The following is a 24,132-nucleotide window of genomic DNA, read 5'->3' as shown; positions in this document are numbered from 1 at the left end:
AGGATGCAATCCTTCCGCGTTTCGCTCTGACTTCGCGTGCTTCCGCCGTGGTGCGAAATCAGTTGAGCATCGACGAAGGCGTAGGCGGAGAAACGTGCAGCTCCGGCGTTCCGTCGACCGCAGCAGCACGGACTTCCGCACCGGCGATCGCGACCACGCGGAAGTGGCCATCAGCCACGGGACCGTCGAGCCAGATGCGAACCGCGACACGCGTCGAAACGTCCACGTTGGAGGCAGCGAGGATTCGCCCGAGCACGTCCTTGGTGACCATCAACGAGACGACCAGCTCCTCGCCACGTTGCCCTGCCGAGGCAATCATGCGCTCGACCTCGGTTCGCGCGCGCGGCGCCTCGACGCCGAGCTCGCACGCCAGGTCAGACGCGATGAGCGCCATCCCGATCTCGCTCGCGCCGTCGAAGTTGGCAAAAACGTAGTCGAGCGGATTGCGGTCCGCGCGAAGGAGATCGCCGACCGCTTCAGGCAGAGCATTGATGGCGTGATCGAACAGCTCGTCTGCGTCCATGGCTGCCTCTCAGCCAGGGAATCGACGCAAGCTTCGAGCCACGAACTGAGCACCGGCGCGCTGTGACGACGCACAACGCGCGCGCGGCCAGTCGCACGGCTCGCACGGCCACGCACGCGCGAGCGCGACTGCAAACTCAGAACGAGAAGCCGAGCCCGAAGCGCGCGCCGAGGCGAGCTGCCGGCGAGTCGAGCAGCAAGCGATGACCCTCGCTGTCACGCACGGAACCGATGCCGTTGACGTCGACGAAGCCGGCCCCTTCGAGGAAGATCGAGCCCAGATCGAACTGGATGCCCGCGTCCATCAACCAAGACGCGGTCAGGCTCGAACCGTCCTTGTCGACACGCGAGGGAAAGGTCTGCACGAGGCTCGCGGAGATGGAGTTTCCATGGACTCCAACGCCCGTCGCGGTGGTGAAACGCACCTTGCCAGCGGTGCTGAAACGAAGCAAGGGGGTGACTTGGAACTGCGAGAGTCTCGTCTCACTCTCCTGCGCGACGAGACTCTCGCCGTTGTTGTTCGACGCAGGAAGCTGGTACTTCGCCGTGGCCAGGCCGACGTCGGCGTAGAGCTCGGCGGCGAAGAAGCGTGAGAGGCGGAGTCCGGCTCGGACGCCAAACGACCCGCCGGTGAACGTTCGTCGACGTCCCTCGGGAAGCTCACCGAGCGCGCTCGACAAGCGGAGCGTCTCGGTGTCGACCGAGAACATGCCGACGAAATAGTGCTTCTTGAGCGACACCGGAGGCGGCTGGGTGGGGGCTGCGTAGTAGTACGGCGGCAGGTCCGCCGGGCGCGCCATCACGACCGGATAATCGACGGAGGCGCCGGCGATGACGACGATCGGAACGATGGTCGTCGGATAGCCGGACGCTGCGAACTCCGCCTTGTGTGGGCCCGCGACGAGCGTTCCAGACCACGTGCCTCGCCCGACCTCGGTGCCGTCGACGCGAATCACGGTCGAGGGCACGTCGGAGCGAAGCGTCACGGCGCCGGACTTCGTCACCTCGAACGCCGCGTCGACCGGTGAGCCCGCGAGGAGCGACAGCTTCTTCTCCGGCGGCTCGGCGTACCCGGGCACGTGCGCACGAAACACGTAGATGCCCGGCGTCACGCGAATCGGTCGATGCCAGTCGGCAATCGGCGACAGCGCACTGCCGTCGGGCCCCATCGAGATCTCGGCGTCGGCGACAGGCTTTCGATCGCCGACCGTCACCACGTCGAGACGAATGGTGGCGACGATCTTGGAGAGCTCTGCGAGCTCCTGCTCGATGGCCGCTCGCGTGTCCGGCTTGAGCGTGTCTTTGCCCTCGGCGAGCGCCTCGTCGAACGCGGTCGCGGCCTGCACCGGCTTCTGCAGCCCCTTGAGACAGAGCGCGATGTTCTGCTTGATGCCCGGCGAGGGCTTCTCGCGATAGGCAATCTCGAATTCGTCGAGCGCCGGCTGGTAAGCCTTCTTGTCGTAGAGAGCGACGCCCTTTCGGAAATGCTCACGCGCGAGCGCCTCGTCGGCCACGGCCGTGCGTTCCAGCGCGAACCACGCCACAAGCAGCAGCAGCGCCGCGACCATCCGGTGCGCGCGCGCGCGCGTCTTCGACGGGAAGAACGTGGAACGAGCGAAGCAAAGGGGATGAATCACGGAAGATCGCGCTGAATGTCGAGGGGCTTGGCCCCTCTGTTCGGCGCGGGATCCGTTCGCCCCCCCGCCGCGGAAGAAGGCGGCGGAGGAAGCTTGCCCGAAGCGCTGGTGCGAACCAAGACGTTCGTGCCTCGAGGAGCCACCGTGCGACCGGCAGGGAGCTCGGAGCTCGCCGCGCTCGTCGCGCTCGTCGCGCTCGCGAGGGGCTCACTCGAGGACGACGCCGCTTCGATCGGTGACGACGAGGTGGCAGAGGGCAACGCCACGGGCTTGATGGCCGTCGTGTCCGTTGCCTGAACCCCGTCTCGCGCGGGCTTTTTCTCGAGCGACAAGATGATGCCCACCATCACGAGAACGCCCGCGAGGGTTGCCACGACGGCCGTCGCGACGAGCACGCCGACATTTCGCTTCGGCTTTCGCGACGGCGCCTTCGGCTTGGCAGGAGCCGGCGACGGCTCGCTCGGCGCGACGTGGTCCGAACGCTCGGAGGCGACGGGCGCAGGCAGCTTCTCCGTGTCCGCGATGGAGTCGAGAGGCGCGTGTCCCAACCGGGTGGCGACCGAAATCTCGGCGGCGACGTCGACGCCGACCGAGAGCAACGTCGGTCCGTACTCGGCGTCGATCGGGACTCGCTTGCGCTCTTCAGGCGCCACGTCGTGGAGGGCCGCGAGCATGCGCCCGGCATCGCGAAAGCGGAGATTCCGATCGCGACTCAGCGCACGCGCGACGAACTCGGCGACGTTCTTCGGAATCGAAGGCTCGATAGCACGCAAATCAGGTGCATCGCGCATGCAGATCGAGAGAATGACCTGCTCGTAGCTCTCGCCCGTGTGCGGCGGACGTCCGGAGAGGCACTCGAAGAGAATCGCCCCGACGCTGTAGAGATCGCTTCGCCCGTCCACGTCGGGCATGGCCTGCGCCTGCTCGGGCGACATGTAGAACGGCGTGCCGAGCACCGTTCCTCGCCCCGTCAGCGCGAGCGGCGTGGTGCCGGCGCGGGGGCGCTCGATTTTGGAGACACCGAAGTCGACGATCTTCGCGAAGAGCGGATCGAGATCGTGCTTCACCAGGAAGACGTTGTCCGGCTTCAGATCGCGATGAATGATCCCCGCGGCGTGCGCGCGGCCGAGGCCCTTCAGGACCTGGGCGGCGACATGCATCGCCTCATCGACCGGTACGCGGCGCTCGCGACGAAGACGCTCGCCGAGGTCTTCGCCTCGGAGCAGCTCCATCACGAGGTAGGGCCGTCCGTCTTCGGTGCCGGCATCGAACACGCTGACGATGTGCGCGCTCTCGATGGCGCTCATCGCACGTGCTTCGCGGGCGAACCGGGCGACGACCTGCTCGTCGGTCGCGAACTCTGGGTCGACGAACTTAACGGCCACGCGCTTGCCGAGGCCAACGTGCTCGGCCGCGTACACCGCGCCCATTCCGCCGTGGCCTACGAGGCTACGAAGCACGTAGCGCCCGCCAGCAAGGGTCTTGCCGACGAGCGCTTCTCGGGCCGCTTTCGCGCGCTCTCTCGATTCGTCGAAATCGCTCATGAGCAAGCAAACACGCATGCAGACGCAAACGCGTGCATGCGCCCCAAGCCTAGCTTGCTTGGGAGACCCTGAGCGGGATCGTTGCGCGGAACGGCGGATTCGAACAATCCGCCGAACGCAGCAACGAGACCTTACTTGGCCGCGTCGAGACGGTGGACCTGCGCCGAGAGGCGCGAGATCGTGCGCGAAGCAGCCTTCGAGTGGACGGCGCCCTTGGTCGCCGCCTTGTCGAGGGCGACGGTGGCGGCCTTGAGAGCCGTGGTCGCCGCCGCCTTGTCCTTCGCGTGAAGGGCCGTGCGCACGCGCTTGACCAGGGTGCGGACGGTGCTCGTGATCGCACGGTTGCGGGCGGTACGAACGATGCGCTGACGGTTGCGCTTCTCGGCAGACGGGTGATTGGCCACGGCTAGAATCCTCGACAAAAGCCCCCCGACAAGGGGGGAAGGACCGCGCACTCTATTGACCAGCCTGGGAAAGTCAAGGCGAACACCCCAGCCAGGGCACATTCATTGCGCGGTCGTACTGAACATGATGGTGAACATCGCCCAGCTCGCCTCGAAACAGACGAGCTCCAACGGTGTTCCCCTCTCTAGCACTCTCTAGCACGGGAACGCGCTCAGCGCGCGGGTCTGCCGATCCAGGCCCCGGCACACGAAAGCGCCCAGGCGATGGGCGAGAACGCAAGCGCAAAAACCAGGGCGACGGGGGCAGCCAGCCCGAGAAGGACGAGGGCCCCGAGAATCGCCAGGCCCGAGGCGAGGGCCGGCTCCAGGAGCGTCGGGAGGTTCGAGGCTCTCGCGATGAGGTAGCCGCTGACCGGAAAGGCCGCGAGGAGGCCCGAACCGAGCAAAGCCACGGGCGCCGTCGTGGACACGTCGTGCTCGTCGACCGTCGAAAAGTCCACGTGCGCCCAGTGGCCGAAAGCCACCGATAGGGCCACGCCGAGCGTCATGGCACCGAGGGTGACGAGCGCCCCGAAAACGATCCAGCGGATCGTGATCGGCTGACCTTCCTGGTGCAGCGCCTCGCGCACCGTTCTCAGGCTCGGCGGCCCCGAGACGTAGAGCGACGAGACGCGCTCGAGCAGGATCGAGGTGCGTGACGAACGGTCACCGCGAGCGGCGAGGTCACGAAGCCCGAAGATCGTGGCCGTGCCCATGGCGAGCAGCAGTGGAAGCGTTCCCACGAGCGCGCCCGGGCCTCGCCCGTAGACGAGGTGGCAGTAGAGGGCGTGCATTACGGTCGCGAGCAGCCAGGCCGCCGGAAAGATCGCGCCCGGCCGCTTGATGCGCTTCACGCGACCGAGCGCATACCCCCACGCCGCCGCGAAAAAGACGTGAGCCGGAAGGGCCACGAGCGTGCGAAGCACCCAGATCCAGCCGAGCGAATGCTCGCGCAGCACCAAGGCGTTCTCGACGCAGGCAAACCCCAGCGCCGCCGCCGACGAATAGACGATGCCGTCGATGGGCTCGTCGAAATACTTCGAGCGGAACGCCGGCCACATGGCCGCGACCTTCGAGGCTTCGCGCACGGGAGCGGCGAAGCCGAAGAGGAAGATCATGGCGCCGGTGTCGCCCGCGACGTGCGTGGTGACGTCGAGGCCCGTCCAGGCCGAGGCCCGCGCCTCTGCATAGCCGGTCACGAACTTGCCGACGGCGCCGAGAAAGAACGTGAGCAGAACGAGCGGCAACGGCTCGCGCCTGCGGTCCGAAAAGTAGACGACCGCCAGCAAGAGCAGAGCGGGGACCACCGAGGGCCCGATCCAGCGCAGGGCGGCAAGCACGGGGGGCAGCTTAGCGCGAGCCGCCTCGTGCCGCGACGATCCGCTCGAGCGCAGCGACCGCTTTCGCCGGGTCGATCGCGCGTGCATCGAACGCTGCCGCGTCGGCCCCGTGGCCTGCCTCGGCCCGAGCGCGGGCGTCTTTCAGGCCGCGCGCTGACGGGGAAAGGAGCTCATTTTCGTCGAGCGGGAGAGAGGCGGTGACGATCCCTCGCTCGAAGACCAGCGCCCACGGCGGAACGACCGTGTCGAGCAAGCTCGCCTCGTCATCACCACGGACGAGCTGCAGGACGAGCTCGCCGAACGTCTGGACGGCGGCACGCGGCAACGGGCCGAGCGCGAGCAGCAGATCGTACCCCGCCACGCCCGACGTCTTCACGAGCGACGGCAGCCCGACGGCCGACGCAAGCTCGCGGAAGCGACCAACGACGCCGTCCGCCTTGGCGTGAATCGCGATGAAGTCGCTCTTGGCCGGCACGGCGATCGAACCGGCCCCCAGGTCGACGACGACGCGGAGATCGGAGAGCTGATCGATAAGCATTCCGGGAGCCGATGCGGACGTTCGCACACTCGCCGGTGTCGACCGAGGAAGCGGCCAGGTCGCACTCGACACGCCCGACTTCGGATCGAAGCGGAGCGGAAGGCAGGGACGCCCGCGGAGCCACGGCAAGAGGCGCGAACCAACGTGCTCGTAATAGGTGCACACCTCATCCTTCTCGAGGGCAGCCTCGGGGATGATCGATGCGCTCTTCGTGGATCGCTCGGCCTTGCGAGGCTTCGCCGGCTCGGCGGGCGAGTCCGGATTCGTGGTGCATTCCTCGGGATCCACGTCGGGTCGCACGCCGCGGAACACGGGATGCTTGAGTGCACCGTCGCTCGAGAAGCTCATGTAGCGAATCGAGACGACGATCTCCGGCTTCACGAAATGCTGCTTTCGTGGGGTCGAGAACTTCCCTTCCGCGAGCAGGCCCTTCACCTCGATGGCCTTCAGGCGCGGCAGCAACGTTGCGATCATCCGCTCGTCGAGCCCGCTGCCCGCTCGGCCACGCGCCACGAGCTTGCCGTTGTCGTACGACGCGAGGAGGAGCGCACCGAAATGCGAGCGGTTCCCCTCGCCTTCGGTGTAGCCGACGACGACGAAGTCCGCCTCCAGCTCGCATTTGATCTTCACCCAGTCGAGCGAGCGCTCGCCGACGCGGTAGATCGAGCCGTTACGTTTGGCGACCACGCCCTCGAGAGCGTGCTGCCGGCACAGCGAGAAGAGCGCGGCCCCATCGTCGAAGCTCGGATGCAGTCGCACGAGCGCGTCTTTGGGGCCCTCGGCCGGAACCACGCGTTCGAGAATCGCCCTGCGCGCTTCGATGGGAAGACGCCGCAAGTCACGATCGCCGATGGCGAGGATGTCGAACACGATGAAGACGACGGGCACCGCCATCATCGCGCGACGAACGCCGCCGCTTCCCACGGTGATGCGCTGGCCGAGGCGCTCGAAGTCCGGCTTGCCGGCTTCGTCGAAGGCGACCACCTCGCCGTCGAGCACCACGCGCTCTTCGGCCAACTTGCTCACCGCTTCGACGATCTCCGGATAGCTCTCCGTGGCGTCGCGAAGCTTGCGATACGTGAGCGCCGTTCGCTTCCCGCGCTTGTCGGCGAGGATGCGCGCGCCGTCGAGCTTCAGCTCGTAGGTCCAGCCCGGCTGACCGAAGTGGCGCGAGCCGTCGTCGCCCGGTGCGAGGAGCATGGGCGCGATCTTGCGACCGTCCACTTCGCCGACGGGGGCGGAGAGCTCGGCAGCCAGCTTCTCGGCCCCGGTCGGCGTCATGCGTCTATGCGATCTTAGGCGTAGGGGCCCTCACAAGCCAAAGTGCAAACCGAGGCGGAGTGCGCCGCCGACCTGCAAGCCCGCGCTGGTTCCCGACTTTTGGTAGAGCGGGTCGGCATCGACGGCCGCCGCCTGATCGGCCGACAGTCCGGTCGGTTTGTCGAGCGCAGGTCGATTGAGGAAGAGGAAGTCGGCGAAGGCACCGAGGCCAACGGAGAACGTGGGCGACACGAAGTAGTCGAGCGTCACGTCGAGGCCGAGGTTGAAACCACGGACCTTCACCGCGTCAGCATTCGTCGGCGTCGCCGTGTTCGTGGCGAGCGCCGAGTCACCGAGGCTGCCGACGAACGAGTAGCCGCCGTGCGCACCGATGCCGAAGTCGACGTCCTTGATGGGGAACTTCAGCCCGGCCTCTCCGTTGAGCTGCCACATGTTGAAGACGCTGAGCGCGTTGTAACGAACGCGCGCGCCGAGCACGAAGACGACGAGGCGCACGCCCGCGCCGAGCCCGAACATCGGCCCGCCCGACTTCGACTGATCGAGGGCGAGCGCATCGGAGGACAGCTGCGTCAGGTTCATGTACGCGCCGCCGACTTCGCCGTTCACCCAGAACAGCTCGAACTTGCGGCCCGTGTCTTCACGCTCGGCTTCATCGAGCCGTGCCGTGGTGTTGTCGGAGGTCGCGGCCTGCGCAACGCCAGGCGACGGCGCCGTGGGAGCGCCGGGAGCATTGGGGTCGATCGGCGGTGGCGGAGCGATGCCCTGCGCGTGGGCGACGGCGGGGACGAGAAGCAAAGCGGCAGGCGCAACAACGCGCGTCACGAAGCCGACGGAACTGGGAAGACGAGCCATCCGCCCCAGTTTCGCACAGCTCGAGTGCGAACGCGCCGCTCAGCTCGCGGCCGCGCCTGCAGGTACGCGTGCACCTAGTTGATGGTGTGCCGACTCGTGGGAGGAGAGTCGTCGAGCAGCGCCTCCGTCGAAATCTCCTCTTCGACCGGCACGCGGTAGGACCCGTTCAGCCAATTGCCGAGGTCGACGGTTCGGCAACGCGGCGAGCAGAAAGGAAAGGCCTTGTTTTCAGCCTTGGCCTTCACATCGGCATTGCAAATCGGACACTTCGCCATGGCCGGAATTTAGCACGCGGGTGGGAGATTCGCCCCCACCACGCGCGCCCGGTTCTGGATTCGCCTGGATTCGCCTCGATTCGTTTCGACGTGCAGTCGCCCCGGTCCTGGAGCGCTCACTCCGCCGGAACGGCTTCGGCGACTTCCTCGGTGACGTGGGGCGTGGGCGTCGAAGCCGGCCGCTCGTCCACCGCACAGCTGAGGTCGAGGAGCTCCGCCACGTCCATCTGCTTGATCTTGTCTTCGAGGCTCTGGCTCTTCAGACCGTCGGTCAGCATGGTCATGCAGAACGGACACGCGCTGGCGACCGTCTTGGCGCCCGTGTCGACCAGCTGCAGCGTGCGCTTCACGTTCACGCGGTTCTGGTTCTGTTCTTCCATGAACATCTGCGCGCCGCCGGCGCCGCAGCAGAGACCGCGCGTCTTGGTCCAGTAGTCCGGCTCGACGAGCTCGACGCCCGGGATCGACTTGAGGATCTCGCGCGGCGACTCGTACACGTCGTTGTACCGGCCGAGGTAGCAGCTGTCGTGGTAGACGACGCGGCCCGCCACGGGCTTCTTCGGTACGAGCTTGCGGCTCGCGACGAGGCCCATGAGGAAGTCGGTGTGGTGGACGACTTCGAGCTTCGCGCCGAAGTCCGGGTACTCGTTCTTCAACGTGTTGAAGCAGTGCGGGCAGGCCGTCACGACGGTCTTCATGCCGCCCTGCTCCTTGTACGTGTTGAGCACCGCCGCGTTGCCCTCGGCGAGCATCGCGAAGAGCATCTCGTTGCCGGCGCGGCGCGCGGGATCACCCGTGCAGCTCTCCTCCTGGCCGAGAATCGCGAAGTCGATGCCAGCCTGCTTGAGGAGGCGTGCCGTGGCGCGCGCGATCTTCTTCGCGCGGTCGTCGTAGCTCGCAGCGCAGCCGACCCAGTAGAGGACCTCTGCGTCGGGCTTCTCGGCGAACGTCTTGATGTCGAGGCCGTCCGACCAAGCCGAGCGGTCCATGCGCGAGAGGTTCCACGGGTTGCCGTTGACCTCCATCGCCTGGAACGGCTTCTGGAGCTCGTGCGGGAACTCGTTCTTGATCATGACGAGGTTGCGTCGCATGTCGACGATCTTGTCGACGTACGAGATGAGCACCGGGCACTGCTCTTCGCAGGCGCGGCACGTGGTGCAACCCCAGAGGACGTCGGGGTGGATGACGTTGGGGACGAGATCGATCGGGTCGTAGAGCTTCGGACGCTTCGCGCCCTCGATCTCGTCGGCGAGGAGCTCGGGGCTCTTCTTGTCTTCGGAAGCCGCCGCAGCATCGGCCGCCGCCGCGCCTTCGAGGCCCGGGCCCCACTGCATCTCACGCGCGGCGAGCTCGCTCTCGTGCGAGTACATGTGATCGCGCAGCGCGAGGGTGAGGTGCTTCGGCGAGAGGATCTTGCCGGTCTTGTGGGCCGGGCAGTTGTCCGAACAGCGACCGCACTCGGTGCAGGTGTAGAAGTCGAGGATCGCCTTCCAGGAGAGGTGCTCGACCTTCGCGATGCCGATCGGCGCCTTCGTCGGATCGGGGAGCTCCGAAGCGGCCGTGAGCTTCTCGACGAGCTGCTCGGCGTTGCCCATCGGCGCGAGACGTCCACGCGGCTCGAGGTCCCGGAAGAAGACGTTCGGGATGCCCGTGATGATGTGGAAGTGCTTGCTATGCGGGAGGAGGTTCAAAAAGATCAGGACGAGCGTGGCGTGCGTCCAGAACCCCGCGTGCGCGATGAAGAGAAGCGCGCTGGCCGGCACCGCCTTCAGCGCGAGCGACATCGCCGAGCCTGCAGGCGACGGGAACATCGAGAAGCCAGTGTGCGGCTCGTAACCAGGACCGAGCGGCGCGAGGAGGTCCGCAATGCCACGACACTGCGCGCCGAAGACGGCGGGGCTGCCCGGCGGACAGACTTCCGTGTGGCGGCTCGCGAGCGCGAGCATCGCGCCGTCGTACGTGATGTCCGCGAGCATCATGGTCGCGATGATGCCGAGGATGACGAGCGCTTCACCGCTCAGCGTCATGCGCTTCTGCGGCTTGATCACGCGGTAGTAGAAGAAGACGCTCACGCCGAGCAGGACGAGCAGCGCGACGATGTCCTTCGCGAACTCGTAGACCTTGCCGAGCGGCTGCGTGGGCCCGAGCACGAGCAGGTTCCACGATGGATCGAACCCGCGCCCCCACAGCACGATGGTGCGTGCGAGCAGGACGATGAAGCCGACGAAGATCAGCTTATGGGCCCAGCCCGCGGGCTGGTAATAGTCCATCTTCTCCTGCGCGAACGCGTAGCGAAGCACGGCCGACACGCGGTCCGGGATGCGCTTGAAGCGATCGACGAACGAGCCGACACGCAGGAGCTGCCAGCGCCGGAGCGCCGACCAGAAGAAGACAACGTGCGCGCCCACGATGAGGACGAGCATGGCGGTCGGGTTCACGGCGTTCTCCTGGCAGTGAGCATTCGAATTGTGAGGACATATAGGGACTTGATGCGCCTCGTCAATTGAGACGGTGCGGCACGTGCAATGCAGCCGCGAGGAGCATGGCCGCAAGGTCGCCCGCCGCGCGTTCCCGCGGCCCCCTCATCACCAAGCTGATCGTCCTCGGCTCGATCCTCGTCAGCCTTCTTGCGGCTGGGGTGATTGTCGCGTCGTGCCGCGAGCGTGCCGTTCTGCGCCAGGCCCAGAGAGGTCTGGAAATAGCGCGTCCCGAGGAGCCGGCGGGCCCTTCCGGTGGCCGCGTCTCTTCACCGTCCACCTCACCTGGACCGACCGCCGCCGAGCTCGAGCTGATGTGGCAACAGCAGGCGAACGCGGCCGCGGAAGCTGGCGCGGCGCCGACAGCTGGTCAGGGCGGTGGTCAGACGCCCGCCGAAGAAGGCGCCGCGGGTGAAAGCCTCGCGGCCGTCCTCGAGCGAGCGCAGGCGCAAGTCGGGCAAGCCGCAGCGCCAGGCGCTGCCGACGCAGGAGCTGCGAACGAAGGGGGGACCAACGCCACGCCCGACGAGATCGCCAACGCCGTGGTGAAGGCGATTGCTGCAATGCAGCAACAGGTCGAGGCCAATCAGCAAGCCAACCAACCGCCGCCTGCCGAAGCGGCGGAGGCAGGAGCCACGGCCGCTGCGCCCGAGACGCCGGAGCACCCGTACCAGCCAACGTTCTCGTCGGGGGCCGGGCAGTTCGCCACCGAGCCGCCCATCTATGCGGCCAGCGCGATGCCCCCACCCGGCCCCGACGATGGCGCCGGTCGCTTCGACACCGAACGGGATCTGCCGGCAGGCGTCGTCTATTACGGCATCGGTAGCCGAGCGCAGACCGCAGCCGCCGTGGGCGCGGGCCAGGGCGTGTCGATCGAGACCGGAGGCCCCACGCCGGTTGCCGGAGGTGTGACCCCTCCCGTGCCTCCCGGAGTCATCCCCCCGACGCCCCCCGCAGAGGGAACGGCGACGAGCTTCCCGCTCGGCTCGACCACGTTCTTTCCGCCGGCGAGCGGCGTCGCGGTCGTCCCCGGCGTTCCCGATGCGACGCGCATTCCGTCGAACTTCAACGTCGGCGGCTCGCTCGTCATCGAGGGCGCGCCTTCACCGACGAACCTGCCGGGCGGCTTCATCGGCGTCCCGCAGGTCTCCTTCCCTCCGTCGCCGACGTCGTTCCCCCCGTGACGAACGACCGTCAGAGCTCGAAGCCGAAGCCGCGCCGATCTTGCCCCTGGCCCGGCGCGAGCTCGAGATCCATCGCGTAGGTCCGACTGCCGACGCGCGCAGAGAGATGCACCTTCACGGGCAACTCGGCGCCGTGCGGATCGACGAGCTTCACCTCGACGGCATACTTGCCGCGAGGAGGCTCGTTGCCTTCGAAGTACACGTTCTCGACGTTCTGGCCGTGACAGCCGTCGTCGGGGCACGAGCGCTCGAGACGCAAGCCGCCGTTCGGTGACGGATTCGACTTGTTGACCTTCGCACCGGAGGGATCGATGACCACGATGTCGACATCGGCAGGGCTGTCGCCCCACGCGATCATGAATTGCAGTACGCCCGTCGCCGAGCCGCAGCCCTCGTCGATGACGCCGTTGCAGTTGTCGTCGTTGGCGTTGAAGCACAGTTCGGGACCGGTCGGCGTGCACGCAGAGGTGACCGTCACGCCGGCTTCACCGACCACGTTCTTCGCGACCACGTCGGCGTAGGGATCCCGCGTGGGTCGTCCGGAAGACGTCGGGCCGCACGCGGCGAGCACGCACAACGAGAAAAGCAGCGGGCCTCGCATCGGAACGAGCTTACAGGAGACGCCGAACGAAAACGGCCCCCGAGAACCGAATCTCGAGGGCCGCTCGTGTGTGAGCCCCAGTCTCACGATTGGGCTCACGATTGGGGCTCGACCGCTCAGCGCGGAGAGGCGATGTTCCCGCCCGCAGACGCCTTCGCGTCCTTCGTCTCCGGCAGCGCTTCGACGGTCAGCTTGGGGTTCATGAGCTCGAAGAAAGCCTGACGCGCCGGCTCCTGCCAGGCGCCCTGCTCGCTCTTGAGCGCCATGAGAACGCCCTTCTCGCCCATGAACTTCAGCATGGCGATGGCGTTCGCGCGCTTCTTGTCGTCGGCACCGCGCGCGTCACGATCGAGGCGCACGCGCATCTGAACGCGCGTGATCGAGTGCGGGCCGTTGTCGTAATCGATGCCCTGGATCGCGCGCGAGAGGATCAGCTTCGGCCAATCCTGCAGTGCATCGCGAACGCGAACGCGCGAGGCCGCGTGGGCGTTCTTGATCCAGCGAGCGACGTCGCCGCTCTCGTAGTTCTTGTCGCTCCAGTAGCCGAAGCTCTGGTTGTAGATGACCTTGAGCTCCTCGAGCCCCGCGGGATCGACGTCGTTGAACGTCGCGATCGTGCGGCGAACCGTGTCCTCGTCGCCGCCGACGAGGAGCGCGAGCGCAGCGTCGTTGCGGACCGAGGGATCCTTGAGCTTCTCGAAGAGCTGCGTCTGGATCGCCGGCGTCATGCCGCCGAAGCCGATGGCGCGCGCCGCCTGGTGACGAACTTCGAGATCGAGCTTGTCGTTGATGAGATCGACGAGGCCCGCCGTCGCTTCCGGAGCCGGGTGACGAATGAGCGTCTCGAGGAAGCAGCCGCGAATGAGCTGGGTCTTCGGATCGGGCTTGTCGAACTCGTGAACCTTCTTCACGACTTCTTTCATCTGCTCGTCGGTCGCGACCCAGCCGAGCGAGAAGCACGCTTCGATGCGCGACTGCTCGTTGTTCTGCTTGTCCTCGATGTACTTCACGAGGTTCGGGTACGCCTTGGAGTCGCCCCACTGCGCGAAGCCGTGGGCGGCGCCGACGCCGACCGCGCGGAGGCTCATGCCCATGACGGCCATGCCGCCCTGGAGGAGGGCTTCCATCGTCGCGTCGACCTTCTCGGGACGGCGGCGAAGCTGGTTCTCGAGCATCGGCCAGGCCTGCGGATCCTGCATCCAGCCGATGTAGCGAAGCGCGCTCTGCGCCGTGGCCCACACCGGCGGGAACTCCTGCTGGCCTTCCTTCGGGAACGGCGTCGAGGGGTTCGCCCAACCGCGCATCTTCGGCAAGGCTTCCTTCGCGTCCGCCGCCGCCATGAAGCGGAGACCGTTCGCGTGAGGCTGCGGCTTGTCGGCGATCCAGTGGTAGACGCCGTCGTAGGCTTCCTGACGGATCTCGGGGCGCTTGTCCGGGTAGAGGACCGCGAGGTCCGCGAGCATACGCGCCGAGACGACACGCTCGTTGTCGTCCATGCGGTACTCGGGATCGAGGTCCTTGCTGTAGAGCGTGAGCGGGTCCTGCTTCATGCGCCACCCGAGCGTGGGCACGGCGCGGATGTCGCCGATCTCGGCGAGACGAAGAGCCGCCTCGGTCTTCCAGTGCGGGTTCTGCGTGCGGGCGATGTACTCGACGAGCAGATCGCCCGAGCGCGGATCCTCGAGGCCCTTCAGCATGTCGAAGATCAGCTTGGTCTGGAACTTCTCGGTGTCGCGCTTCGAGGAGTCGACGCTCTTGAGAGCGAGGACGAGACCACGACCACCGACGCCGTCACGAAGCGCCTCGAGGAACTTCTGACGCGAATCCTTGTCGGCCTTGGCGAGCGCGCCAAGGAGCGGCTGCATGGCCTTTTCGTTCGCGATCTTGCCGAGACCGACGGCCGCTTCGCGCGCGACTTCGACGGACTTGTCGGAGACGAGCTTGACGAGCGCGTCCGTCCACTTCGGGTCGGCGTTGCGCGAGAGGACGGTGGCCACGAGCTGACGAACGCTCTCGCTCTCGTCGCCCGCGAGCGTCGCGAGCTTGTCGAGCGGCACCATCGAGGCGAGCATTTCAGGGTCGAACGAGGGGTTACCGTCGAGGCGCTGCACCTTCGCGAGGTGGCCGAGGCGGTACGCCTTCATGACCTCGTCGAACGCGGTCGGCTCGTGGAGCGAGGCGAGTGCCCAAGCGATCTGCGGGCGGTCGCTCTCGTTCGCGTCCTGGAGAGCCTTGAGGAGTGCCGGCTTCGCGCTATCCGCGGCGGGCGAACCGTACTCGAGGAGCGCCGTCGCCGCCGTTCCGCGGACGCGATGGTCGGCCGACTCGAGGCCCTTGATGATCAAGGGGAGGCCTTCCTGGTCCTTCGCCCAGGCAAGCTGCGTGAAGCCCTCTTCCTGGAGCTTCGGCACGTCGTCCTGCTTGGCCCACGCGCGCCACTTGGGGAGCGCCTCGGCCATCGGCATCAGCGCCGTGTTCTTCTTTTCGTCGGCGATCTGCTTCGGCGAGAGCTGCTCGGCGCTCTTCGTTCCGCCGACGATGAAAATCGCCGCTGCCGCTCCAACCGCCGCGAGCGCGAGGATGACGTAGATCGGCTTGAAGCGGCCCTTCTTGAAGTTGCCGTCGTCACCGCCGCCGTAACCACCGCCATCCGACGGAAAACCGGGGCCCGGGGGCAGGCCGTCGTCATCGGGCGGCCACTTCGCGGCATGGAGAACCGGCACCGGGGCCGCGGACTCCGGAACGCGCGACGAGGAGGGGAAAGTCGGTACACGCGGGGGCTTCGGGATGTGCGATTGCGGCGTCTGGTTCATCGTTCCCTCGGAAAACGCGCTTCGACACATCCCGAAAAACACGAGCAAATCACGAGCAAATCACGGCGGAACAGCGACGGGAGCGCGAAAGCGGGCGAGACGATAGCGCAAAAGGATCGGAAAGACGCCACCGACTCGCCATGACGCGGGCGCTGTTTTGGCGGCCTGCCCGGCATGCCGCGTGATGCTGCATCGCGACGCGTCGAAAGCGCGCCGTTTTCAATGCCGGTTCAGCGGCCCCGGTTGTCGGGCCGCCCCGATTCAAAGTACGTCTCAGACGCGAACGCTTCGTCCGAGGCGGCTGCGAAGTTCCATGCGCGCACGCATGGCGCGGGCAACATCGGCGGCTTCGAGGCAACGATCGCGTTCGAGCGCAGCGTTGAGCGCGCGCAAAGCTTCGTCAGCTTCACCGCGCTCGGCGAGCGCGCAGCCGGCCACGACCATCAGCTCGGGATCGCCCGGAAGCACCGCGAGGCCGAGCCCCACGATGCGCATCGCGCGATCGAAGTCGCCGTTCGCGCAGAGGCGATTGGCAACGTCACGCGCGGCTCCCACGAGCGCGTGCATGTCTTTGCGCGTCAGCGGTCGACCGACGAGGGCGTCACCGAGCGAGCGCGCTCCGGCAAGGAGCTCGCTGTCCATCTCCGAACCCTCGATCTGCGCGCGCGCGACGAGCTTGGTGAATCGTTTGCGTACGCGATCGACCGCATCGCCGTCGGCCTTGGCAGGCGGTGCATGCGGGCGCGAGCTCACCAGATTGATCGTCGTGCGAAGGTGGACGAGCCACCCGGGAAGACGAGGCCGTGCACTCGCGTTGACGTCCGTCGAGCTCGCCGGCACCGCTTCGAGCATCGAGCGCGTTTCGGCGTCGAGATCGTGCGGCTCCCAGCGTGCGTGCTCGGCGTCGAGACGCCACGAGAGAACCTCACCGGGGTAGACGACGAAGTCGAGCGTCGCATCGCCGGCAGCCATCGACGTTCGGATGCGATGACGCCCTGCCGGCACTCCACAGAAGCCTCGGATCGGCTCGGTCGTGTAGCGGCTCCAGGGCTCGCGCACGTCGTCGACCGTGCACGACTCCCAGGCATTGTCGGCGAGCAGAACGAAGGCGCTCGGCTCGCGCGCCGGTCGTCGCGAGCGCGTCCGTCTGCGCGAGCGAATGACGACGACGAGCGCGGTCACCAGCAAGATCGCGAGGGGTACGGCGGCGAACAGAACCGACGGCACTCTAGAAGAGTAGCTTGCCGGCGCGCGCGCGCACGGACCCAGGCGAAAGAGAGCTCGTAAAGAAGAGGTACGACATGGGAGCTCGGGCGGCGGTGATTAACGCGTCAACGCGCCGTCACGTCACGTCGCTCGATCGCTCGATCGCGCAGCTCTGCTGTGATCACCTGGGCAGGGCCGCGAGGCGATCAGCGAGGCTCGCGCGAAGCTTCTTCTGTTTGTCGTTGAGAACACTTCTCTCGGTGCGGACGAGCCCATTTTCCAGGGCCTTCCGTTCACCGGCCACATCCCCCTGGGCCTTCGCGACATCCGCCGCGAGGACGAAAACCCGCAGCGCTCTTGGTCCGTAGACCTTGGCCGACGCGCGGTCGCTCGCCGCCTTCGCGTCGCCCCACCGCTTCATCTCGAAGTAGGCCCGCGCGAGGCGCGCGGGTGGGTTGTAGTCCTCCGGGAAATCGCGCTCGCTCTCTTGGAGCATGGGCACGGCGCGCTCCGGATCGCCGAGGGCGATGTAGGCAGAGAGGCGATGGGGATCGAACACGGCGCGCGCTTGCTTGGTCGGTGCCCGGACGGCTTCGCGCTCGAGGAACGCGGCCCACGTCTGCGCGACGGCCTTCGCGCCCGCTGCATCGCCGCTCGCTTTTTTCGCCTCGACCACGGCTTCGTAGAGCCCCGAGCGATCGTCGGCCGCCGCGTGCGGATCAGGATCGGAGGCGGCCCGCAGACACGCATCGCTCAACGAGGCGACGAGGGCCGTGCGTTTGCCCTCCGTTGCGCACGAGAGGCCCGTCGCGAGGACGGTCGCGCGCGATGTCCCCGAAGGAAGCGAGGCCGATTCGCTGGCGGCCAGATCGGCGCAAGCACCGAAGTCGTCGCGTGACGACAAGAGCGAGACCAGCGCTTCGACGGCCCGCGCACGTTGCGGATGCGACGGCACGGCAAGCGACGCACGGAACTGACGCTCGGCCTCGGCGACCTCTCCCTTCGAGGCCGCTTCGTTGCCACGACGGAAGGCGGCCATGCCCTCCGCGCGCTGGGCCCCCTCGCTCCCCTCGCCTTTCGTCGACGCGAGAAGCTCACGCAGCTCGTCGGCCGTCGCCGTGCCTCCCCATTTGAGCGAAGCGTGCTCGCGCGCGGGGTCGATCACCCAAAGCGTGGGCCACACGTCGTTCGGGAAGCGGGAAACGAACGCGCCGTTTTCGTCTTTCTCGGTGTCGATCGTGAGCCAGACATAGTCGTTCGCGAGGGGCGCGAGCGACGGATCGGTGAGCACGAACGCACGCATGCTGAGGCACGAGTGACACCACGGAGCCCACGCATCGACGAAGAGCGGCTTGCCTCGCTGCTTCGCCTCGGCGAGCGCGCGCGGAAAGTCGTCGTGGATGAAGGGCAAGGCCTCCTTGGCGGCCGATGCCGTGGTCTGCGACGCAGGCTGCACCGACGCGCCGCCGGACGCACATCCCGCGAGCGCGAGCGAAGAACCAAGAGTGAGTGCCGCGAACGAAGCGAACCGCGAAGAACCGATCACTCCTCAGTTCGTATTGCCCTGCACCGAAAGAGTCCACTTCGTTCCGGCAGCGCAGGTGCCTGAAACGTAGCGAACCTCGACCGTGACCGTGCGGCTGTCGTCCGAGCCGTTCGCCAGTCCGCTGCCTTCGCCCCACTCGATGCTGACCGAATCGACCGCCGCCGTGCTGGTCGACGACTTGGTCACCGCCGAACATTCGAGTGTGTCGCTGCTCGGCAGGTAGACGTAGAGATCGAAGTTCGAGCCAGGCGGCGAGGTGAGCGAGACCTTCGCGCGCTCCGAGGTTCCGAAGATGCCGGTGTCATCCTCGGTGACGCGAACGTTGAACCACTGCGACGTGCTCCCCTGAGCGGTCACGACGTCGGACTTCGTGTCACCGCTGACGGAGCCGAGGGACGTGCCCGTGGCACAGGTGTTCGACGTGGTGCACGTGCCCGTGACGGGACCGGTGCCCGAGTCGGCGCCCGCGTCCGCGCCGGAGTCGACCTTGGTGCCCGCGTCGGCGCTGCCGCTGTCCTTGCCCGCGTCGGTCCCCTGCGAGGGGGCCGGGAGGACGGTCTTCGAAGTCTCCTCGCCCGCGTCGTCCGGATCGGTTCCGAGCGCGCTCTCCCCGTAAACATCAGTGTCGGAGCCCTCGGCACACCCGACGAGGGCGGCGACGCCGGCGATGGCCACGACCCCCAGCCCTAGGAAAAGGCGAGAGAGAGAGATGCTGCGGGTGGCCTTCTGTGACGTCTGCATAGCCGGCCAGACTAGCGCAGCCGTTCGCTTGCGCTCGGCGCGCACGCGTCGCGTTCGCGTCTCCAGTTCCGAAGGGTCTCACACGGCCTCCGGATGGGGGGCGCTACCTGCTACCGACTACTGACTCCCGCTATGGGCACGGGCGCCAGCTTTGTCGAGGGCGGCGGCCAATGCAGCTTTCGACGGCTCGCCGTCCACTCGCTGATTTCCCACATAAAGGAGCGGAACGCCGTCGCCTTCGGCCGCGACGTAGAGCGCCTCGTCCTGCGCGAGACGCTCCTCGGTCGCAGGCGCGTTCAGGCAGGCCCGGACGTCGTCCGCGCTCGCCCCCAGCTTGACGACGAAGTCCATGCAGGTGGCCTCGGAGAGGTCGCTCGACCGAAAGAGCGCGTCGGTCGTCGCCGTCGCCGCGGACGGGGGAAGGAGCTTTTCCGCGCAGATGGCCGTCTTGGCTGCCGTTCGCGCATCCGGGTGGCTGCGCAGCGGAACGTGGCGAACGACGACGCGTACGTTCGGACGCGCCTCGAGCGCCTCTTCGAGCTTCGCGTGGGTTCGACGGCAGAACGGGCACTGGAAGTCGGTGAAGACGACGACGGTGGCCGTGTCCTTCGGTGAGCGCGCCATCTCGTCGCGAATCCCCGCCGGCACGCTCGCACCGCACGCGGCGAGGAGGGTGGCCAACGAGGCGAGCGAGGCGAGCGAGGCGAAGAGCGCCAATCCCGTTCGGAGCATGGTCATTCGCATTTCAGAGCTCGTGGACGTGAAGGCCGGGAGCAGGCACGGCTTCGCGCGCCAGCTCCACGAGGCGGGCGTGATGTGTGAAGAAGAGCACCTGCATGCGCGAAGAGACCTCGGCGAGCACGCCGAGCGCCGCGCGCGAACGCTCGTCATCGAACTGGACGAGGAGGTCGTCGAGGACGAGCGGCATGGGCCCGCCGATGTCCGCATAGCGGAGCAAGCTGGCGAGGCGCAGGCTCAGATAGAGCTGGTCGCGCGTGCCTTCGCTGAGCCCGGCAACGTCGACCTCCGTGCCCGTCGCACGCACGCAAACGAGGGACGCGCGATCGCGATCATCGAAGCCCGCACGCACACCCGAGAACTTTCCGAGCGTGAGGCGCGAGAACAATCGCGAGGTCGTGGCAAGCAGCGGCCCCTGATTTTCTTGCCTATAGCGCTCGATCTCGCGCGAGAGCAGCACCTGCGCAAGGCGCGCGCGGCAATAGCGCTCGACGTTCGTTCGCACGCGGGCGAGCGCTTCTTGCGCCACCGAGGAGGCCTCCGCCGCGCCGGATTCTCGGCGCATCATGTCGAGGCCGTTGCGGATGCCGCCGACGGTCTCGCCGAGGCGCTGGATCTCGCGGTCGGTCTCGCCGAGCTCTGCATCGATCTCCTCGAGGGCGGCGAACGATGCGTCGGCGTCGGCGGCGAGCTGCAGGACATCGTCGGGCAGGACGGCTCCTCCGAGCTCCTCGAGGCGCGCGTCGATCGAGGTGAGCTCCTGCTCGATCTGCCGCGCCTTGTCCGCGCGGTTGACGATAGCCACCGCCGCATCGAGTGCGCGCGCAGCCGCGAGATCGGGCGCGAGCTCCGCGACGAGACGAGCAACGTCGTCCTCGAAACCGCCCGCCGCCCGCTCGACCAGCGCACCGCGTGACTCGGCGTCGCTTCGCTTGTCGAGCAGAGTGAAGAGATCGCGAAGCGCGTCGAGCGCGTGCGTGACTTCGTCGGTCGACGCGTCGTCGGGAACGCCGAGAGGGCGAACGAGCTCGGCGAGGTTCGTGCAGACGTCGGCGAGCGCCGCCTGATCTTTCGACGCCGCAGCCGCGCGTTCGTCGATCTGCGCTTCGAGTTTGACCATCGATCGCGTCGCGTCCGCGACGACGCGCTTGGCCGCCTCGGCGCTCTCGATCCGACGGCGCGCCGCGACGACGAGGTCGGCGAGGCTCTGCGATGCGTCCGACGAATCGAGTGCGGACGCGAGCACCCGGCGAGCATTCTCGATGTCTCGCGCCGCATCGGCGAGCTCGGCATCGGATTCGAGCAACCCCTCGAACGCTTCGACGATCGGGCGCCGGCGCTCGAGCCAGCCCTTCATCTCCGCAAAGCCGAGCGGCGCGATCCTCGAAGGCGCCCAGAGCGCGCGATGCTCGTCGTCGAGGGCTGCGCGCGATGCCCGGAGAGCCTCTCGCTCGGACAGCTGCTCGAGTCGCTGCTTCTCGAGCACCTTGGCCGACGCACGGAGCTTGGCGAGCGTGGTCACGCGATCGGCTTCGCGGATCATCCGATCGGCGAGCTCATCGGCCTCGCGCACCGCGCGTTCGAACGCGGCTTCGAGCTCGAGGCGATCGTTCGATTCGCCCTTTTTCAGGCGGTTCCAGAGCTCGTCACGAGCTTCGCGGGCACGCCGGAGCGCCGTGGGCTCCGGAGGCGCGAACTCCCCTTCCTGTTCGGCGATCTGACGCTCGCTTTCGCGCATCTGCGCTTCGAGGTCCGCCAGGCGCTCGTCGTGACGAGCGAGCCCCCGGTCGAGCTCGGCGGCACGTGCGAGAAGTCGTTCGATCGACTCCGCCGCGGGCAACGTCGTCTCGGCGAGCTCCTTCGCGGTGCCCGAGAAGAGTCCGAGCGCGGTCACGCGCTGATCGATTTCACGCCGCTTGCGTTCGACCTTGGAGAGATTGTTCGCGTGGCGAGCCTCGGCGTCACCGAGCGCCTGCGCCTGGGCGAGCGCACGCGCGAGGACCGTCGTGTCCGGCACGTTCGTGGCCATGGCCTCGCGAAGCCGCTGGACCTCGCGTTCGCTCCGCGCGGCTTCGGCCTTCGCCGATTCGACCTTTTGCGAGAGCGCCGTACGCTCCTGCAGGAAGCGGCTGATGCGAGCCTCTTTACGTGCGTCGATGCGAATCTGCGTGGGGTCGAGCTCCCCGCCAACGCGCCGCGAAGCATCGGCGATGCGCGCGCGGAGGCTCTCCCTCTCTACCTCGAGATCCCGTCGCGCGGCCAGATCGCGCTCGTACTGAGCCACGCGGGTGGGGAGCGACGTGGCCCGCTCGACGAGGCGAACCACGTCACCCAACGGGGCTTTGCTCGCAGCCAGTGCGGCCCGCTTTTGCTCGAGGGGTACGCGTGAGCGCGCGCGTTCGAGCTGGGCGCGCCGCGTGGCGAGGCCGGCCCGCTTTCGTGAGGCCTCCACGCGTCGGGCCTCGGTCTCTTCGAGGGCACGCTGCTGCGTGACGAAGGCCTCGGGGAGGCTCTGGCGCTCCTTGATCTGCTTCTGCGCCTCGCCGAACGCCTTGAGCGCCTCGTTGAGCGGCAGGGTGGAGCCGCGTGGCTTGTAGATCTCGTCGGCCTCCTTCGTGAGCTCCGCGAGCAGACGTTGGACTTCGCCGCCGCCGCCGACGCTCGCGTCGAAGAGGCTTTCGCCGAGGTCACCTCGGCCTTGCAGAAGAGCCTCGGCGCCGCGCGTGAGCGCTTCGTGATCGAGACCGAAGGCTTGCCGGAACGTCTCCTGAGAGACGCCGCCGAGCATACGGAGGAGTGGGGTCTCGTCGATCGGCTGCCCCTGATCGTTCAGGAGCGTGTTGGCGTTGCCCTTTCGCCGGACGACACGGAGGCGCTCTCCGTTCTCGCCGAGCAGAATGCCGCCGATGCGGAGATCCTTTTTCTCGTGGACGTGATCGTCGTGGGTCTGCGCGGCAATGCCGTAGAGCAAGCCCGTGATGGCACGGAGCGTGGTGCTCTTGCCGGCCTCGTTGCGACCGAAGACGACGTGCAGGCCGTTCGGCCCGAACTCGAGCTTGTGTCCTTGGAAGTGGCCGTACGCGAGGAGTTCGAGTTGGTCGATACGCATCTCAGCCCTCGCGCGTCTCGAGGAGCCGAGGGATGAGCGTCTCCTCCACGTCGTCGACGAACGAACGCAGGACGTCGGGATCGATCAACGAGAGGGCTCCTTCACCTTCGCGAAGCTCCGCGGGGAGCTTCTTGTCGAGCTCGGCGAAGATGCTCGCGAGCTCTTCGAGCTCTTTGGGATCGGCTTTGATGGCGGCGAGGCGGCGTGCAAGGTGCCCGACCGCATTGGGCTCGGAGCGAACGCGATCGGCGTCGAAGACCGAGCGCGTCTCGACCTTCACCTTTTCGAGCCACACGCCGTCACCGAGCCCATCGGTCGCCGCGGCGCGCAGCTCGTTCACGAAGCGCTCGACGTCGCGACGAATGGCGCCGTTCGCCTTCGTGCTGCCGGACACGACGACGCGGGCCGCGAGGACGCGCTCTTCCGCCGACGCGGCGGCTTCGATCAGCTTGGCCCGCACGAGATCGACGACGTCCAGCGGATCGCTCGCGGCCGACGCATCGACCGAGAGCTGCTCCCAGCGAACGACGTCGAGCGCACGATGCTCGACCTCGCGAACCGCTCCGTCTTCGACGGTGACGAGGCTCGCGCCCTTCGGTCCGGTCTCGCGCGCGTGACGCCCTTGGAGGTTTCCAGGGAACACCACCCACGGCTCGCGCGCGAGCACTTCGCGGGCGTGGACGTGGCCAAGCGCCCAGTAGTCGTAACCCTTGCCCTTGAGCACGTCGAAGGTGGTCGGCGCGTACGGCTCGTGGCCTTCGCGGCCATCGAGGCTCGTGTGCAAAAGGCCGATGTTGAACACCGCCCGATTCGCATCGGGATAGCGGAGCGCGAGATCTTCGGTGGTGATGCGCTGCGCGAAGCTCTGCCCATGCACGCAGACCGAGGCATCGACGAGGTCGATGGTCTGCGGCTTCTTCGGCGAAAGCTCGCGAACGTTGTCGGGCAGGCGCAGGTTCTTGGTGACCGAGCTCGCCGCGTCGTGGTTGCCACGCACGAGGACCACGGGAATTCCGGCCTCGCGAAGGCGCGTCATCTGCGCGGCGAAGAAGAGCCCGGTCGAGAAGTCCTTCCAGTTGCCGTCGAAGACATCGCCCGCGAGGAGGAGAAAGCTCACCCGTTCCTCGATGCACAGGGCGACGAGGTTCTCGAGAGCCCGACGCGTGGCTCCGCGAAGGCGCGCAACAGGCGCCCCTTCGTAGCGATCGAGCCCACGAAGCGGGCTGTCGATGTGGAGATCCGCAGCGTGAACGAACTTCACGCGGCGGACAATAGCAGGGAGACG

General features: G+C 67.3%; 18 protein-coding genes. 1 reads left to right on the top strand and 17 read right to left on the bottom strand.

Annotation, left to right across the window (positions count from 1 at the left end; all coding sequences use genetic code 11):
- Nucleotides 1-58: 58 nt before the first annotated feature.
- The 9 genes from AKJ09_RS24305 to AKJ09_RS24265 all read right to left on the bottom strand — a co-directional run bounded on the left by AKJ09_RS24305 (nucleotide 59) and on the right by AKJ09_RS24265 (nucleotide 10,870).
- Nucleotides 59-523, bottom strand: coding sequence for a hypothetical protein (locus AKJ09_RS24305; RefSeq protein ID WP_146649637.1), 465 nt, complete (start codon nucleotides 521-523; stop codon nucleotides 59-61).
- Nucleotides 524-659: 136 nt separating this feature from the next.
- Complete coding sequence (locus AKJ09_RS24300; protein ID WP_146649635.1) at nucleotides 660-2,159, bottom strand: tetratricopeptide repeat protein; 1,500 nt, start codon at nucleotides 2,157-2,159, stop codon at nucleotides 660-662.
- Entirely contained in the window at nucleotides 2,156-3,703 is a 1,548-nt protein-coding gene (locus AKJ09_RS24295; RefSeq protein WP_146649632.1) for a serine/threonine-protein kinase, read from the bottom strand. Before AKJ09_RS24295 ends, AKJ09_RS24300 begins: the two co-directional genes overlap by 4 nt.
- A 131-nt stretch (nucleotides 3,704-3,834) precedes the next feature.
- Entirely contained in the window at nucleotides 3,835-4,107 is a 273-nt protein-coding gene (gene rpsT, locus AKJ09_RS24290; RefSeq protein WP_146649630.1) for a 30S ribosomal protein S20, read from the bottom strand.
- Nucleotides 4,108-4,319: 212 nt separating this feature from the next.
- The gene (locus tag AKJ09_RS24285; RefSeq protein ID WP_169927815.1) at nucleotides 4,320-5,486 is read right to left on the bottom strand and encodes a PrsW family intramembrane metalloprotease; all 1,167 of its coding nucleotides are present in this window, start codon (nucleotides 5,484-5,486) and stop codon (nucleotides 4,320-4,322) included.
- 10 nt (nucleotides 5,487-5,496) lie between these two features.
- The gene (gene ligD / locus AKJ09_RS24280) at nucleotides 5,497-7,305 is read right to left on the bottom strand and encodes a non-homologous end-joining DNA ligase (RefSeq protein WP_146649626.1); all 1,809 of its coding nucleotides are present in this window, start codon (nucleotides 7,303-7,305) and stop codon (nucleotides 5,497-5,499) included.
- A gap of 30 nt (nucleotides 7,306-7,335) precedes the next feature.
- Nucleotides 7,336-8,157: a hypothetical protein gene (locus AKJ09_RS24275; protein WP_146649624.1), complete on the bottom strand. Its 822-nt coding sequence runs from the start codon at nucleotides 8,155-8,157 to the stop codon at nucleotides 7,336-7,338.
- Nucleotides 8,158-8,231: 74 nt separating this feature from the next.
- The gene (locus tag AKJ09_RS24270; protein ID WP_146649622.1) at nucleotides 8,232-8,432 is read right to left on the bottom strand and encodes a DNA gyrase inhibitor YacG; all 201 of its coding nucleotides are present in this window, start codon (nucleotides 8,430-8,432) and stop codon (nucleotides 8,232-8,234) included.
- 116 nt (nucleotides 8,433-8,548) lie between these two features.
- Entirely contained in the window at nucleotides 8,549-10,870 is a 2,322-nt protein-coding gene (locus AKJ09_RS24265; RefSeq protein ID WP_240488575.1) for a (Fe-S)-binding protein, read from the bottom strand.
- Between the two features lie 104 nt (nucleotides 10,871-10,974).
- Between AKJ09_RS24265 and AKJ09_RS24260 the strand changes: the two genes are divergently transcribed.
- Nucleotides 10,975-12,093, top strand: coding sequence for a hypothetical protein (locus AKJ09_RS24260; RefSeq protein WP_146649620.1), 1,119 nt, complete (start codon nucleotides 10,975-10,977; stop codon nucleotides 12,091-12,093).
- Between the two features lie 10 nt (nucleotides 12,094-12,103).
- On the opposite strand, the gene AKJ09_RS24255 is transcribed toward AKJ09_RS24260, so the two are convergent.
- The 8 genes from AKJ09_RS24255 to AKJ09_RS24220 all read right to left on the bottom strand — a co-directional run bounded on the left by AKJ09_RS24255 (nucleotide 12,104) and on the right by AKJ09_RS24220 (nucleotide 24,108).
- The gene (locus tag AKJ09_RS24255; protein ID WP_146649618.1) at nucleotides 12,104-12,694 is read right to left on the bottom strand and encodes a hypothetical protein; all 591 of its coding nucleotides are present in this window, start codon (nucleotides 12,692-12,694) and stop codon (nucleotides 12,104-12,106) included.
- A 116-nt stretch (nucleotides 12,695-12,810) separates the two neighbouring features.
- Nucleotides 12,811-15,507, bottom strand: a complete 2,697-nt coding sequence (locus AKJ09_RS24250; protein ID WP_169927814.1) for a HEAT repeat domain-containing protein — start codon at nucleotides 15,505-15,507, stop codon at nucleotides 12,811-12,813.
- Between the two features lie 273 nt (nucleotides 15,508-15,780).
- Nucleotides 15,781-16,734 (bottom strand): tetratricopeptide repeat protein, encoded by a 954-nt coding sequence (locus AKJ09_RS24245; protein ID WP_146649614.1) that lies wholly within the window; start codon nucleotides 16,732-16,734, stop codon nucleotides 15,781-15,783.
- A gap of 160 nt (nucleotides 16,735-16,894) precedes the next feature.
- The gene (locus tag AKJ09_RS24240; RefSeq protein ID WP_146649612.1) at nucleotides 16,895-18,259 is read right to left on the bottom strand and encodes a thioredoxin family protein; all 1,365 of its coding nucleotides are present in this window, start codon (nucleotides 18,257-18,259) and stop codon (nucleotides 16,895-16,897) included.
- Between the two features lie 3 nt (nucleotides 18,260-18,262).
- Entirely contained in the window at nucleotides 18,263-19,000 is a 738-nt protein-coding gene (locus AKJ09_RS24235) for a hypothetical protein (RefSeq protein ID WP_205633792.1), read from the bottom strand.
- Nucleotides 19,001-19,117: 117 nt separating this feature from the next.
- Nucleotides 19,118-19,738 (bottom strand): DsbA family protein, encoded by a 621-nt coding sequence (locus AKJ09_RS24230; protein WP_169927813.1) that lies wholly within the window; start codon nucleotides 19,736-19,738, stop codon nucleotides 19,118-19,120.
- Between the two features lie 7 nt (nucleotides 19,739-19,745).
- Nucleotides 19,746-22,847 carry a YhaN family protein gene (locus AKJ09_RS24225; protein ID WP_146649606.1) on the bottom strand — a complete coding sequence of 1,034 codons (3,102 nt, stop codon included), beginning with the start codon at nucleotides 22,845-22,847 and terminating at the stop codon, nucleotides 19,746-19,748.
- Nucleotide 22,848: 1 nt separating this feature from the next.
- Entirely contained in the window at nucleotides 22,849-24,108 is a 1,260-nt protein-coding gene (locus tag AKJ09_RS24220; protein ID WP_146649604.1) for a metallophosphoesterase family protein, read from the bottom strand.
- Nucleotides 24,109-24,132 lie beyond the last annotated feature (24 nt).

This window comes from Labilithrix luteola, from assembly GCF_001263205.1.
Taxonomy (GTDB): Bacteria; Myxococcota_A; Polyangia; order Polyangiales; family Polyangiaceae; genus Labilithrix; species Labilithrix luteola.
This window is presented reverse-complemented; position numbering and strand designations above follow the sequence as displayed.

Bases quoted from the DNA above. Each gene is read 5' to 3' on its own strand.
- AKJ09_RS24305 (WP_146649637.1), bottom strand. From the start codon at position 523: ATGGACGCAGACGAGCTGTTCGATCACGCCATCAATGCTCTGCCTGAA.
- AKJ09_RS24295 (WP_146649632.1), bottom strand. From the start codon at position 3,703: ATGAGCGATTTCGACGAATCGAGAGAGCGCGCGAAAGCGGCCCGAGAA.
- ligD (WP_146649626.1), bottom strand. From the start codon at position 7,305: ATGACGCCGACCGGGGCCGAGAAGCTGGCTGCCGAGCTCTCCGCCCCC.
- AKJ09_RS24275 (WP_146649624.1), bottom strand. From the start codon at position 8,157: ATGGCTCGTCTTCCCAGTTCCGTCGGCTTCGTGACGCGCGTTGTTGCG.
- AKJ09_RS24270 (WP_146649622.1), bottom strand. From the start codon at position 8,432: ATGGCGAAGTGTCCGATTTGCAATGCCGATGTGAAGGCCAAGGCTGAA.
- AKJ09_RS24260 (WP_146649620.1), top strand. From the start codon at position 10,975: ATGGCCGCAAGGTCGCCCGCCGCGCGTTCCCGCGGCCCCCTCATCACC.
- AKJ09_RS24255 (WP_146649618.1), bottom strand. From the start codon at position 12,694: ATGCGAGGCCCGCTGCTTTTCTCGTTGTGCGTGCTCGCCGCGTGCGGC.
- AKJ09_RS24250 (WP_169927814.1), bottom strand. From the start codon at position 15,507: ATGAACCAGACGCCGCAATCGCACATCCCGAAGCCCCCGCGTGTACCG.
- AKJ09_RS24235 (WP_205633792.1), bottom strand. From the start codon at position 19,000: ATGCAGACGTCACAGAAGGCCACCCGCAGCATCTCTCTCTCTCGCCTT.
- AKJ09_RS24230 (WP_169927813.1), bottom strand. From the start codon at position 19,738: ATGACCATGCTCCGAACGGGATTGGCGCTCTTCGCCTCGCTCGCCTCG.
- AKJ09_RS24225 (WP_146649606.1), bottom strand. From the start codon at position 22,847: ATGCGTATCGACCAACTCGAACTCCTCGCGTACGGCCACTTCCAAGGA.